Below are 14,079 nucleotides of genomic sequence, written 5' to 3' on the forward strand. Positions count from 1 at the left end.
AGAGTCACCTTACTTAATAGTCTGAAATAATCCTGATGCCTTAGCTTATATACCATTCAAATTAAATGACTGGCTACTCTATTTAACTGTGACTTCAAGATGGGTCACTGCACCGTCATTGTACGGTGATTATTCTTTTAGATAAATTCTATTTATTATTGATCTAAAATCCTACCGATCAACTTTCTTAATGTGATCTTAATAACTTGATTTTAGCCTGACATAGAAAAATTTCTTTGAGGGCGGGGGCGGTGAGTCAACACGTAAACATACGATGTCATAAAAAACTGTTATTTGCGATTGGTATATTGGTCGTGCTGATTCTCTGCATATGGTTGGGTCGTGATTTATTGTCTCATCACAATAAAACGGTATCGGTACAGGAAACTGATGTTGCAAGTAGTGATGCCATGAGGCGCGATGTTTCTGGCAAGCATATACTCATTTCTGCGCAACAAATGAAGCAGGCTGGTATTTTAATACAGCATTTGGGTCTTCCAAACACAGCTATTCAAGCAACTTTATCTTTACAGGGGCAGACACAATGGTCACCCGAGAGTAAGGTGGTTTTGACCAGTCCAGTCGCTGGCGTGGTACAACAAATTTTGGTCCAGCCTTTGGCAACCGTTGTACGTAATGACAATGTATTGATGATCAATAGTCCAGATCTCATTCAAATTCAAAATGACATATTGCAAATCCATGCACAGCAACAACTGGCACAGCAAACTTTAGCACGCGAACGTCAATTATTTGCAGAAGGGATTATTGCTGAAAAACGTGTACAAGAAGCACAAAACCACATACAACGTTTGAATATCGACTTAAGTGCCAAACAACGTCTGTTGCAGTTTATGGGAGGGAACAGTGCCACTGGTCTAAATCCTATCGTGTCTGTAAAAAGTCCAGCCAGTGGTCAGATAGAGAGTTTATTCGTTTCTACAGGTCAGTATGTAGACGTAGGTATGGTACTAGGACAGTTGGTAAATGCTGACTTACCTTTACAGTTGCAATTGCAGGCAAGTTTAGCGGACAGTCAATATATTGATGTTGGCGATACGGTTAAAGTTGAAGGTTGTGAAATTACCGGCAAGGTACAGAAAATCGCGCCTACATTGGCAGGTAATACACAAACTCAAAATATCATCGTGCAAATGAATACCAAGCATCGCTGTCTTCGTGTACAACAATTTGTCAAAGCACAAGTGCAAAGTCATTATCCAGCCACAATGGCAGCTTGGACTGTACCAAGTACTGCACTAACATTAAAAGATGGTCAATATTTCGTTTTCGTTAGAAATCAAAATGGCTTTATGGTCATTCCTGTCAATGTCGTGGGTGAAAACCAACAACAACGGTATATTCGCTCAACAAGTTTAAAACCAGAGATGCAGATTGCAACGCATGGTGTTGAACGTCTCAAAGCAGTTTGGTTAGGTTTTGGTGCTGAACAAGTCCCAGCAAGCAACAATCATTCGACAGCTGCAGTAGATTGAGGTCAAGCACATGTTGAAACGTATTATTGCATTTTCACTGAGTCAACGCATCCTGGTTTTGCTGATAGGGCTGGCAATTAGTGTGGCTGGCTATATGGCTTTTACCAAGCTACCGATTGATGCTTTTCCAGATGTGTCAAGTACTCAAGTTCAGATCGTGATGAAATCACCGGGTATGACGCCAGAAGAAGTAGAAAGTCGTATCGTGGTACCGATTGAACAAGAAATGCTGGGAATTCCGCATCAAACTGTATTGCGTTCGCAATCTAAATATGCAATCGCCATCATTACCCTAGATTTTGCTGAAGGTACAGATCCTTATTGGGCCAGACAACAAGTTAATGAGCGCTTAAATGGTGTCATATCGGTATTGCCAAGTAGTGCTTCAGGTGGAATAGCACCGATGACCACGCCTTTGGGTGAATCATTTATGTTTACCTTGCATGGCCCACTCAATAACATGGAAAAACGGACTTTATTAGATCGAGTTATCCGTCCACAGTTACGTAAAATCGAAGGAGTCGCTGATGTTAATGCTTTAGGCGGTTTGGTGCAGACTTTTGAAGTCATACCAAATTTAGCAGCTTTAGCAGCACGTGGTTTATCACTGAATCAACTACAACAGGCGATTGAACTCAACAATGCCAGTGATGGTGCAGGCCGACTCAATGAAAATGGTGAGTCATTGTTGATTCGTAGCGATAGTCGTATCAGTACCTTAGCTGAATTGGGCGATATAATTGTATCTAGCAATCAGGGCGTTTTGGTTCAAGTGAAAGATGTGGCAACAGTACGTACAGGTGCTTTAACGCGTTATGGTGCTGTGACTGAAAATGGTCAGGGTGAAGCGGTTGAAGGGATTGTCCTCAGTTTAAAAGGTGCTAATGCGCGTCAGGTGGTACAACAGGTACGTGAACACTTACAAGAAATTGAAAAAACGTTACCTGCTGGCACCACCATTGAGCCATTTTATGATCGTGGTGAGTTGGTTAATCGAGCCATTCATACCGTCAGTAAAACATTATTTGAAGCTATTATTCTTGTCTTAATTTTACTGTTACTGTTCTTAGGAAATTTACGCTCTGCATTAGTGGTTGCTGTTATTTTACCATTGTCTGCATTAAGTACATTTTTAATGATGTATCAGTTTGGCCTGAGTGCTAACTTGATGTCACTTGGTGGCTTAACCATTGCGATTGGTTTATTGGTTGATGCTGCTGTAGTCGTGGTTGAAAATATCGAAATGCAGTTAGCTGAGGCATATCAATCTAAAAATCGCGCATTTTTACCAATATTGAATGTAATCTATCGTGCAGTTTGTGAAGTTTCAGTGCCTGTGACCGCTGGTATGATCATTATCATGTTGGTCTTTATTCCACTGATGACGCTTGAAGGTCTTGAAGGCAAATTATTTGCTCCCGTTGCATTGACGATTGTTTTTGCATTGTCGAGTTCGCTATTCTTTTCTTTAACGCTTATCCCTGTGCTCTGTTCTTTTTTTCTAAAGCCTCAAGCTCATCACACATCATTTGTTGTACGTCAGCTTGAAGCAGCTTATAGCAAGATTTTGAATGCCAGCTTGGCCAATCCGAAAAAAGTCTATGTGATGGCAAGTGTAGCGTTATTGGCCGCGATTTTGACTTTTCCATTGATTGGTAAATCATTTATGCCGACGATGGATGAAGGCGATACCATTTTACAGTTGGAAAAAATTCCATCGATTAGTCTGCAAAACTCGATTATGTTGGACTTGGATATTCAACAACGCATTTTAAAACAAGTACCTGAAGTTAAAAGGATTGTGGCACGTACGGGCTCTGATGAACTTGGTTTGGATCCCATGGGGCTGAATGAAACAGATAGTTTTATTGTGCTTAAACCGCAAGATCAGTGGAATGGTCAAACCAAACAACAAATTCTAGAGAAAATACGTTATGTCTTAAATGATGTTCCAGGGGTAAATCTAACCTTTAGTCAACCGATTGAAATGCGTACATCCGAGATGCTTTCAGGAGTACGGGGTGATTTGGCGGTAAAAATTTTTGGTACAGATCTCGACCAACTGAATGAGTTATCCAAACAAATTGCTGGAATTTTACAGGGTATTGAAGGCAGTGAAGATGTCATGACCTTGGAAAACTCTGGCGTGCAATATCAAGAATTACGTATTCACCGTGATATGGCAGTACGTAATCAGCTGGATAGCCAAAACATTCAAGCACAACTGAAAATGTTGATTGAAGGTAAAGAGATTGGTTCGATTATTCAACAAGGTCGCCCGATACCATTAATGATCAAAGGCGATCCAGATTTGAGTCAGTCCAGTTTTAACTTATCCAATATTGCATTACCCATTGAAAATGCTGCTGCAGTTCCATTGCTATCTTTGGCTGAAATGATCAAAACTGAAGGTGTGGTAAAAATTGATCGTGAAAATGCCTCACGAATGTCAGTGGTCCGTTCTAACGTACGTGATCGTGATTTGGTGGGTTTTGTTGATGAAGCCAAACTAAAAGTAGCTGAAAAAATCCAATTACCTGCGGGTTATCATTTGAAATGGGGTGGACAATTTGAAAATCAACAACGTGCTGCAGCACGCTTGATGCTGGTCGTTCCAGCAGCCTCGACGATGATCTTTTTCTTATTATTCACAACATTAGGTTCTGTACGTCAAGCAGTATTGGTATTTAGCAATATTCCATTTGCACTTATTGGTGGCGTGTTAGCGCTGGCAATAACGGGTGAATATCTGTCAGTGCCTGCTTCAGTTGGGTTTATTGCGTTAATGGGAATTGCCGTACTCAATGGTCTGGTGATGATTAGTTATTTTAATCAGTTAATTGCTCGTGGTGTTGAGATCGAAGAGGTCGTCCGAGAAGGTGCAATGCGTCGTCTGCGTCCCGTAATGATGACTGCCAGTATTGCAGCATTTGGTCTGATTCCATTGTTATTTACCACGGGTCCAGGCGCAGAAATTCAACGACCACTTGCCATTGTGGTGATTGGTGGTTTGGTCTCATGTACGCTATTGACCCTTATTTTATTACCTAATCTATTTAAAAAGTTTGGTTTAGCGAGTGATCATCATGTCTGAAATATGCCAACTCTCTATTAATGTGTCGAGTGATATTGTCGAAGAATTAATGAGCCATCTATCGCTGATTCCTGAATGGGTCACAGGTTGTACCTGTGTCGCCGCAAAAGGCTTTAGACATCGCCAGCATTATCGCAATATACAGGAAAAGATTTGTGGCGCAACTGAGCGTAATCTGATCTTGATGATTTTACCGCAAGCATCAGTCATCTTGGTCTTAGCGCACATTAAACAAAAGTTTAAATCAAGTGATTGTTTTTACTGGGTACTTCCGGTTATGAATTCTGGCTATATCGGTCAAGGAGTGCTTGATTAATGACATCAAAATTCAATATGCAGCTCAATACTCAATGGTCTTTACCCCGTGATATTTTACGTTTATTTGGCTTAGGATGCTATTTTGTACTGATTCAAGTGAGTTGGGCCAATTCGATCCTTGATCCAGTATTACCTCCTTTGGCCGCAGTAAAACAAACTTTGGCAGACAATCCGAGTGTGCGCGCAGCAATATCTGATCAAGACTATGCCAGCTTTGCTGGACAAGACCTTAAACTGGGACAAAATCCATGGACTGTACGTACCGGTATGCAACTGCGTAAGACTGATGCACCAGTCGATCAGGGTAAATCCAACAGTTATGAGCCGAATTTTGCGATTGAGAAAAAGATTCGCTTACCAAGTAAATATCAACTCGATCAAGATTTGGCACAGCGAGGTATTCAAATTGCTGAGCTAAAATATGAAGATGCCAAACATGAAGCGGCTAAAACGCTGCTGGTGAACTGGTTTAGCTATATGCGTTCTGCTTTACAACTCACACGTTTGCAACAACAATTAGAGCAACTTCAACAGTATATGCTGATGACCCAGCAACGTATTCAAGCAGGTGATGCACCACGTCTAGAGCTAATGTTATTAAATAACGAATATAATCAGATTGATGAAAAATATATGCAGGCTAAAGCCATTTACGACCAAGCACAGCAACAATTAGCGCGTGATTATCGTGGTGCTATTCCACAGCAGTGGAATAGTGACATCATTAAAGTGGAGACGATTCAGCATACTCAGGCAGTCTGGGTAGACAAGATTTTATCTGCTAACCATGAGTTAGCATTAGCATATATGCAAGCAGAGCAACAACATACGCGAGTACAGCGAGAACGACTCAATAAGGTTCCCGATCCAACGATTGGTCTAGGCTATAGTCGTGAACAGTCTGGTACGGAAAATCTCATGGGTGTCTCTGTTTCGGTACCCTTATCTGGTCGTTATACACGTATTGCGGTCGGTATGGCAGCAGCCGAAGCAGATAAAGCTGATTATGAGATCGAGCGTGTAAAAAAACGTTTGCGTCAAGAGGCACAATATTTATCCATCCAAATGGAGTCTGCTCAGCTACGTTATGTTAAAACACGGCAGAATTTAAATCAGTTGCAACAGCAGCATAATTTGATGCAAAAGGCCTATAAGCTGGGCGAACTTAGCCTAAATGAACTCTTGTTACATGCACAACAATTGGTTGAAGCACGCCTTCGCATTGATCAAGCTAAAGTTGATTATGCTGAGAGCTATGGACTATTGTTGTTAAATTCACATCAGTTATGGCCATTGCATGATGAGCAGACATATGTTGATACACAGCAGCTGAACTCATCAGGTATTCATTAAGTAGGTTGGATATGAGAGTTTTATTGGTAGAAGATGATGCATTACTGGCCAAGGCGACAGCACGTGGTTTAGATCAAGTGAATTTTGTGGTTGATATCGCAGGCACGGCAGAGCAAGCATATCACTTCTTGGCGAGCTACCACTACCATTTTGTATTACTCGACTTAGGCCTACCAGATCGTAATGGAATTGAGATTTTAAGATATCTGCGACGTAAAAAAAATATGGTAGGGATTATTATCCTGACTGCACAAGATCAAATTGAAGATCGTATTGTTGGCTTAGATGCTGGTGCTGATGATTTTGTAGTGAAACCTTATGATCTGCATGAAGTGGTGGCACGAATGCAGGCCGTATTGCGACGGATTTCAGGTGAGATGAATGATCAAATTCAAATCGGGAATATTCAGATCAATAAAGCCAATAAACAGGTTTTTCTAAATGAGATTGAAGTGGAATTGACCTATAAAGAATTTCACTTACTTGAATTACTGATATTGAATCGTGGTCGCGTTATTTCTTGTGAAAACATTGAAAACTCATTTTATACCTATGATACCAATGTAAGCAGTAATGTAGTTCAAGTCCATATCCATAATTTACGCCGTAAGTTGGGTAAAGATATTGTACGGACCGTACAGGGTTTTGGTTATATCATGGATAAGCCAAATTAATGAAAGATAAGTTAAATATAAAAAAATCTACAACAGAAAAAATTCATAGCTATTCATTGACACAGCGCCTTTCGGTGATTTTGCTGGTGATTACTACCAGTGTATGGATAGGAAGTTTGGGGTGTATTTATTGGGGGATGCAAAATACCGCCAATAACATTTTTGATAAATCCTTAGCTGAAACGGCACATGCTTTATTGTCAACCACCTTAAGTACACTCAATGACACAGTGCCGAATCATACTGCAATTGAAAAAGCTCAAGGTGAACATTATGATCAAATTATTTTCCAGATTTGGCATCGTGATGGACAATTAATTTACCGCTCTGTCGGCGTATCAACGCAACCTTTAGTTCAACATGAAAATTTTGGTTGGATAAATATACAGGGTAAAACCTATCGTAGTTATGCTGTCTGGGACAGTACCCATACCATTCAAGTGCAAATTGCGCAGGTTTGGAATATTCGTCAAGATATTCAAAAAGAAATGCTATTATTTTTGATCTTGATATCCGCCATATTTTTACCACTTTTATCTTGGTTGATTGTTCGGACAATTCGCAGCCATTTATCTGCAGTATATAGCATTAGCCAAAACTTAGAAAAACAATCAATTGATCATTTAGAGCCGATCCATCCTGTGGTACCCAAAGAAATTAAACCTTTGGTTAGTTCCTTAAATATCTTACTCAGTGAAATTGCAGAGAGTATTCAACGAGAAAAACGCTTTACATCTAATGCTGCACATGAATTACGTACCCCACTTGCAGCAATCCGCTTACATGCACAAGTTTTACAAAATGCACGTTCCCGCGAAGAATCACAAGAAGCTGTTCAAGACATTATTACGGGGGTGGATAAAGCATCTCGTATGATCGCGCAATTACTGACATTGGCTCGTCTTGAACCGAATGCTGCTCAGACAAAATCTAAGATTGATTTGGTTAATATTATTCATGGTACATTGAAAATGATGGATTTTCAGTTACATCAAGCCAAGATTGATTTACAACTGGAATTACAATCAGCCCCGGTTTGGGCACAACCTGATCAGCTAGAGATTATGCTGAGAAATATATTAGAAAATGCGATTATCTATCGTAGTCAAATTCGTCCTGCCATGATTAAAATCAGTTGTGGAAGTGAGAATGGCTATGCTTTTATCAATGTTGAAGACAATGGTATTGGTATTGAAGAAGCGCAGATTCCTCTGGTATTTCAACGCTTTTATCGGATTCATCAACAAAGTGAGATTATAGGAAGTGGTCTTGGCTTATCTATTGTAAAGCAAATTGTGGATTTATATTCTGGAAAAATAGAGATTTTTATACCAGAAAATCAACAGGGTATCGTGATTAAGATTAGATTTTGTTTATGCATTTAATTTTTTTGTGTATGGTAAACAAGCTGATGATTGTTATTGATGCATCGACATTGCTACATGTTTATTCTCATTTTTATACTTGGCTATGATTCAGGATGATGGTCCCAGTATCGTAGTGCTCAAGCCACTTTGTTGATTAAAATCGATCATCAAATCAAATCTAGATCAAGCCATATTTTTTTGATGATTCGTTGATTCAAAAACGTCTATGGATTACAGTTAAAATTCGTCACTATACTATTTTTGCTCATATTGAATGAGATATTGAATTAATTGATTTAGCGCATGCTGTGTATCCGCTGTCAGTTCGAAAGAACAATTGATTCGCAGATGATGTGGTGTTTTTTCCGTGCGATAAAATAATCCACCAGAAGCAACGCTAATTTGATGTTGCAACATTGTCTGATAAATGACATTACTGTCCATATACTCTGCCAATGTAATCCATAGAAAATAACCTGAAGGATAATAATGGATGCTACAGGTATTGGGGAGGTTTTTTTTAAGATACTGATAATATTGATTTTTGATTCGTTTTAAGCTATTGCGTAAATTTTTTAAATGTTTTTCATAATAACGGTGTGATAGATAATCTGCCAGTGAATTTTGAATAAAGCAATTCACAGATACGGTACTCATCAGCTGTAAATGTTGAATATTTTCAGAAAATTTTCCTGCATATACCCAACCAATACGAAAGCTAGCGCCTAAGGTTTTTGAAAATGAAGAGCAGTGAAAAACTAAATTTTGCTGATCAAAATATTTCATAGATAAAGGCTTTTTATGATCAAAATAAAGCTCTTCATAGACATCATCTTCAATTAAATAAATATGATGCTGCTGTAATAGTTTTGCCAATTGTAATTTGATGTCATCACTGACCGTAAATCCAATTGGATTATGACTATTTAACATCAACAAGCATACCTTAATCGGATAGTTGTTAATGGCATTTTTAAATGCTTCTAGATCTAAGCCATGTTCAGGATGCTCTGGAATGGTAATTACCTTTAGACCAAAGTGTTCTGTTGCCTGCCAAGCACCATAAAAAATAGTCTCTTGTAACAGAATATAGTCACCAGGTTGGGTTAAGGTTTGTAAGGCTAAATTAAGTGCATCTAATCCACCTGCAGTAATGACAATATCAGAAGGATCAGTCGCAATACCTTGCATACAATAGCGCTGTGCAATTAATTTTCGCAGTTCAAAATTGCCTGGCGGTAGACTTGGTGCCTGTTCATAACTTAAACGATGTTTGGCGCGTTGTGCCAAAGTGAGCATCAGTTTGGGAGAGTAGAGCAGTTGGCTGTTTGGAAATGCAATCCCAAAGGGAATTATATTTTCAGATTGAATTGATTTTAAATAACGAAAAACGGTCGAATTAATTTCGATTTTCTCATTGACAAGAACTGTTTTCGCAATCGCTAAGCTATGTGGATCTTCAGCAACAAAGTAACCTAATTTTTCTTTGGCATAAATCAAACCTTGTGCTTCCAGTTCTTGGTAAGCATGCATCACTGTAATTAGGCTAAATCCTGAAATTTCAGCTTGCTGACGTAGAGATGGTAATTTTTCATGGGCTTTCCATGTCCCATTTGCAATCAGATGCTTTAGACTGTGTGCGAGCTGTTCAGATTTATACATAACCGATGATTCATATTGATTCACGAGACGAAATATGGTGAATATTATCCATATTGCATTGATATGATTGCTGATTAACACAGTAACATTGATTGCAATTTTAAACCATGATTTAGCCGTAGATGATGGCTGATTTTATCGACAAGTAAAAAACAATAGCAGGCTAAAAAATCTTGTAATCATGGCGAATGCTAAATATTTAAGTGATCATAAGCCAATAAACCACGATATGAAATTGATATTGATCATATAATTTTTTATGTGGAAGCATTTTTCATTCTGGATGCAACAGTAAACAGCCCCATCTCATTGATGTTGCTCGCTACGTAACTCATATGGAAAGATAGCGAAAAATATTCAATAAAATATAACAAAGAAATTCTTTAATTAAATCTTGTTATAGTTTTTTGGCGCTTTTTTGTAGCTAGTGATTCATTTAAAATCAATTGATAATAAAAAAATGAAAGATTCTACTTTAAAGGTAAAGTGATGTTTATCACAGCACAATTAAATAAAATTAGAGCGTTAGTTGAACAACAGGGTATTTCAAGTCAATTGCAAAAAATGTTTGAGCAGCGTTATGTGAATTTAGAAGCAATGTTGTTGCGAGCTAAAGTTTTGCGTGAATTTTCAACATCTAAAGTACAATATATTGCACAGTCAAGTATTCAGTCTAAACACGCTAATTTGGCTTTTTTATTTGCACCTTTTATTCTTGCAAACTTAAATCATACGGTGATTTATCATACCCCTGCCACATCTGCTGTTATAGATATCTTAGGTCGCTATTACCCCGCTGAAAAAAAACAATATATTAAAATAGATCAGGTTTTATCTGCATTGAATCTGTATTTAGATTTAAATGATGATGCATTAGAAGAGATTGATTTTTTTTATTATTCCCTAATTGTAGCCTTAAGTCGCGCAGATGTATCACAGATTTTTTTAGTGACTGATATCCAGCTAAATAGAGCAGTAATAACAGAAATAGAAGCATTTTTTAAAGTCGTGATTCGTTATATTCAAACGGATCCACATGATCAGATAATGGAAGTCACGAATTTAAATATGCGTCAATTATTATTTAAAACCAAGGATGATCAATATACTGCATTGTGTGAAAAATTTTCAAAACTCAATGGACAATTACTGATGTGTTATGGTGTCTATAATCATCAACAAGCCAAACATTTAGTGGATGATATGTTTTATGCAGAACATATTTATGAAAAATTATCGGTATATGCAGAGTATATGCAGACCCGTCTGCAACATGAGATGAGCTAAATAAAGACATAATGACATGTTGCATCTAATCGATCATATTATTATCGATCTGAGCTACTTGATTTATTTATATGGATTGCATAAGTGGATGATGGAAATGTTTGTATATCTAGATTTTGATCAAATCTCCTTGAATCAAGACATCATACAGTTTTGTGATCAAACGCAGTACTAGTTGGCGAGATTCGGTTTGACTGTATTTGATCAACTCATTAAAGCAAAACAGTTGGCTCAAATCGTTGCTATTGCAGCCATTCACGATTGTGCTAAGCCAGATCTTAAACAACATCTCTATATGGATATTCATTAAGTGCTGTCCAAATCAAGTATTCAGCAGATCACTATTAAATTTCAGCAGATGATGCTGATTATGATGATCTGGGGTTTTGCCTATTTGCTACAAATGTTTTTACATTTGCCGATTGCCCCAGGCGTGCTCGGTTTTTTTATTTTATTATTGCTCTTGTGGACGAATAGATTAAAGCTTCAGCAGATTGAACAAGGTGCAGATGTCTTACTCGCTGAATTATTATTGTTTTTTATTCCACCTGTGGTTGGCGTAATTCAATATCAACAACTTTTATTGCTCAGTGGTTGGAAAATTATTGTGGTGATCCTGTTCAGTACAGTAATGGTAATGATCACTTCAGTATGGATGGTCCGATATTTTTTAGCTGAGGATGCAAACACATGATAGATGTGTGGGGTATTTTCTATTTATTTTGGACGCTAATCTGCTATTTGGCAGCTAAAAAGCTTTTTATACGAACTCAGCGGATTTATTTATCTCCCATTATTGTGGTACCCGTCTTAAGCATTGCCATGCTTTTCATCATGCATCATCGCTTTGATGACTATTATCGTTATAGCCAATACTTGGTCACCATGTTAGGTCCAGTTACCATTGCATTTGCTATTCCTGTATTTCGTTATCGACAGATGATTCAACAGCATTTTAAAGTATTGGTCTTAAGTTCAGCGATGGCAATGTTCGTGAGTATATTGAGCACTTGGATTTTGGCAACGATGTTTAATCTTGATCAAATTGTTAAAAATAGTTTGCTGGCACGATCCATTTCGATTCCTTTTGCTTTGGTTCTGACTGAAAAAATGGGAGGATCAAGCAGTCTTATGCCTTTATTTACTGTTATTACTGGTTTAATTGGTATGCTATTGGGCGATTTAATTCTAGGTTGGACAAATTTTAAAAATCGGATTTCTTATGGTGCTGCATTTGGTAATGCTGCACATGCGATGGGTGTCGCACGGGCAAGACAACGCAGTCAACTAGAAGGTGTGATCGCCAGTCTTTCCATGATTATTTCAGGGATGATGATGGTATTGTTCGCACCACTATTGATTACACTGATTAAGTTTTGTTATGAATTAATATATTCAGGGTATTGATCATCACATGGTTCAAAAATATCTTGTCAATCAATGTGATCCGCTATGATGATCTGTGTCAAATTTTGATTAAATCGCGATTAAACATATTTGCTGGATAAAGTATATTAAGTATATACACAGCTTTCACTTGAAGCATCGACAATGAAATGCAGTTATACGTTAATATCATATATCACAGCACTCATTTGCAGTTTGATCGAGAGTAGCTCAGTTTTCCATTGAGTATAAAATAAGACAGCAAACCGAGTACTAATCCCCAAAATGCCCCACCAATATTTAAGAATTGGATATTGGCAGCTGTTGCTAGAAAAGTAATCAAAGCAGCTTCACGACTATCGCTATGACTCATCGCTTGATAAAGACTTCCAGCAATGGTGGATAGTAATGCCAAGCCAGCCAAAGTACTGATAAATGTTGCTGGAAAAGCGGAAAATATCGTCGCAAGTGTAACACCAAAAATTCCAACAATAATATAAAATATGCCAGCAGCGATACCCGCGATCCAACGTTTGGACGGATTTTGGTGAGATTCTTGACCTGTACAAATTGCCGCAGTAATGGCTGCCAAATTAAAGGCATGTGATCCAAATGGTGCCATTAAAAAAGAACCTAAACCTGTGACTGTCAGAATCGGTTTGGCATTGGTTTTAAAACCATCATTTTTTAATACCAATAAACCGGGTATATATTGTCCTGTTAAGGTAATTAAAAATAAAGGTAGGGCAATACTGAATAATGCATGTAAAGAAAAATCAGGTACAGTTAAAACAGGTGCTGCGACTTTAAGTTCAAGTCCTGAAAAATTGATTTTTGATTGCCATATTAAGATAATGAAACCACAGATTAAAACACTGACAATCGCGTATCTTGGAGAAAACCGTTTACTAATGAGATAAATAAAAAACAGTACTATGGCCAAAAGAGGATCGATATTGATATTGGTAAAAGCTGAAATACCAAATTGCAATAGAATTCCAGCCAATAAACCAGATGCAATACCCATCGGAATCCATCGGATAATTTTTTCAAAATAACCTGTAATCCCTAAAATCACAAAAGCCAATGCAGAGAGTAGATAGGCGCCAATCGCCTGATTATAGGGAACAGTGGCCAGTGCCGTCATCAGAAATGCGGCCGCAGGCGTAGACCAAGCGGTAATAATAGGTTCACGTCGATAGTAGCTGAGCAGTATGCCTGTAATGCCTACACCAATTGAAATCGACCATACCCATGATGCGGTGAGTTCTGGGCTAAGATTGGCAATTTGTGCAGCTTGAAAAATTAAAATAAACGTTCCACCATAATTGACAATAACAGAAATTAAACCTGCCAATATTGGAGGTAGTAAGTCATTGAAATAATATTGAAAAGATGAACGTTTAACAGACATAAACCTTACCTCTATAAATTAAACAAGC

11 protein-coding genes are annotated in these 14,079 nt (G+C 38.0%); 9 read left to right on the top strand and 2 right to left on the bottom strand.

Annotated elements, in window-relative coordinates; all coding sequences use genetic code 11:
- Window positions 1-251: 251 nt before the first annotated feature.
- Genes QSG86_RS08280 through QSG86_RS08305 form a run of 6 tightly spaced genes read left to right on the top strand, consistent with a single transcriptional unit; the run spans window position 252 to window position 8,320 of the window.
- On the top strand, window positions 252-1,496 hold the full coding sequence (locus QSG86_RS08280) for an efflux RND transporter periplasmic adaptor subunit (RefSeq protein WP_317031049.1): 1,245 nt from the start codon (window positions 252-254) through the stop codon (window positions 1,494-1,496).
- 10 nt (window positions 1,497-1,506) lie between these two features.
- Entirely contained in the window at window positions 1,507-4,590 is a 3,084-nt protein-coding gene (locus QSG86_RS08285) for a CusA/CzcA family heavy metal efflux RND transporter (protein WP_317031050.1), read from the top strand.
- Window positions 4,583-4,906: a DUF3240 family protein gene (locus tag QSG86_RS08290; protein WP_317031051.1), complete on the top strand. Its 324-nt coding sequence runs from the start codon at window positions 4,583-4,585 to the stop codon at window positions 4,904-4,906. Before QSG86_RS08285 ends, QSG86_RS08290 begins: the two co-directional genes overlap by 8 nt.
- Entirely contained in the window at window positions 4,906-6,261 is a 1,356-nt protein-coding gene (locus QSG86_RS08295) for a TolC family protein (RefSeq protein ID WP_317031052.1), read from the top strand. The genes QSG86_RS08290 and QSG86_RS08295 overlap by 1 nt, the downstream gene beginning before the upstream one ends.
- An 11-nt stretch (window positions 6,262-6,272) precedes the next feature.
- Window positions 6,273-6,935 carry a response regulator gene (locus tag QSG86_RS08300; RefSeq protein ID WP_317031053.1) on the top strand — a complete coding sequence of 221 codons (663 nt, stop codon included), beginning with the start codon at window positions 6,273-6,275 and terminating at the stop codon, window positions 6,933-6,935.
- Window positions 6,935-8,320, top strand: a complete 1,386-nt coding sequence (locus QSG86_RS08305) for an ATP-binding protein (RefSeq protein ID WP_317031054.1) — start codon at window positions 6,935-6,937, stop codon at window positions 8,318-8,320. The genes QSG86_RS08300 and QSG86_RS08305 overlap by 1 nt, the downstream gene beginning before the upstream one ends.
- Window positions 8,321-8,557: 237 nt before the next feature.
- Here the strand turns inward: QSG86_RS08305 and QSG86_RS08310 are convergent, their stop codons facing one another.
- Window positions 8,558-9,964: a PLP-dependent aminotransferase family protein gene (locus tag QSG86_RS08310; RefSeq protein WP_317031055.1), complete on the bottom strand. Its 1,407-nt coding sequence runs from the start codon at window positions 9,962-9,964 to the stop codon at window positions 8,558-8,560.
- A gap of 489 nt (window positions 9,965-10,453) precedes the next feature.
- Between QSG86_RS08310 and QSG86_RS08315 the strand changes: the two genes are divergently transcribed.
- The 3 genes from QSG86_RS08315 (at window position 10,454) to QSG86_RS08325 (ending at window position 12,658) form a co-directional block, all read left to right on the top strand.
- Entirely contained in the window at window positions 10,454-11,251 is a 798-nt protein-coding gene (locus tag QSG86_RS08315; RefSeq protein WP_317031056.1) for a hypothetical protein, read from the top strand.
- 358 nt (window positions 11,252-11,609) lie between these two features.
- Window positions 11,610-11,945 (top strand): CidA/LrgA family protein, encoded by a 336-nt coding sequence (locus tag QSG86_RS08320; protein ID WP_410487519.1) that lies wholly within the window; start codon window positions 11,610-11,612, stop codon window positions 11,943-11,945.
- On the top strand, window positions 11,942-12,658 hold the full coding sequence (locus QSG86_RS08325) for an LrgB family protein (protein WP_317031058.1): 717 nt from the start codon (window positions 11,942-11,944) through the stop codon (window positions 12,656-12,658). The genes QSG86_RS08320 and QSG86_RS08325 overlap by 4 nt, the downstream gene beginning before the upstream one ends.
- A 184-nt stretch (window positions 12,659-12,842) precedes the next feature.
- On the opposite strand, the gene QSG86_RS08330 is transcribed toward QSG86_RS08325, so the two are convergent.
- Window positions 12,843-14,051, bottom strand: coding sequence for a benzoate/H(+) symporter BenE family transporter (locus QSG86_RS08330; RefSeq protein WP_317031059.1), 1,209 nt, complete (start codon window positions 14,049-14,051; stop codon window positions 12,843-12,845).
- Window positions 14,052-14,079: the final 28 nt, after the last annotated feature.

Source organism: Acinetobacter sp. SAAs474 (genome assembly GCF_032823475.1).
In the GTDB taxonomy this organism is placed as follows: Bacteria; Pseudomonadota; Gammaproteobacteria; order Pseudomonadales; family Moraxellaceae; genus Acinetobacter.

What these genes read in the sequence shown, in the direction of transcription:
- QSG86_RS08285 (WP_317031050.1), top strand. Translation starts at nt 1,507, where the DNA reads ATGTTGAAACGTATTATTGCATTTTCACTGAGTCAACGCATCCTGGTT.
- QSG86_RS08290 (WP_317031051.1), top strand. Translation starts at nt 4,583, where the DNA reads ATGTCTGAAATATGCCAACTCTCTATTAATGTGTCGAGTGATATTGTC.
- QSG86_RS08295 (WP_317031052.1), top strand. Translation starts at nt 4,906, where the DNA reads ATGACATCAAAATTCAATATGCAGCTCAATACTCAATGGTCTTTACCC.
- QSG86_RS08300 (WP_317031053.1), top strand. Translation starts at nt 6,273, where the DNA reads ATGAGAGTTTTATTGGTAGAAGATGATGCATTACTGGCCAAGGCGACA.
- QSG86_RS08305 (WP_317031054.1), top strand. Translation starts at nt 6,935, where the DNA reads ATGAAAGATAAGTTAAATATAAAAAAATCTACAACAGAAAAAATTCAT.
- QSG86_RS08310 (WP_317031055.1), bottom strand. Translation starts at nt 9,964, where the DNA reads ATGTATAAATCTGAACAGCTCGCACACAGTCTAAAGCATCTGATTGCA.
- QSG86_RS08315 (WP_317031056.1), top strand. Translation starts at nt 10,454, where the DNA reads ATGTTTATCACAGCACAATTAAATAAAATTAGAGCGTTAGTTGAACAA.
- QSG86_RS08320 (WP_410487519.1), top strand. Translation starts at nt 11,610, where the DNA reads ATGATGCTGATTATGATGATCTGGGGTTTTGCCTATTTGCTACAAATG.
- QSG86_RS08325 (WP_317031058.1), top strand. Translation starts at nt 11,942, where the DNA reads ATGATAGATGTGTGGGGTATTTTCTATTTATTTTGGACGCTAATCTGC.
- QSG86_RS08330 (WP_317031059.1), bottom strand. Translation starts at nt 14,051, where the DNA reads ATGTCTGTTAAACGTTCATCTTTTCAATATTATTTCAATGACTTACTA.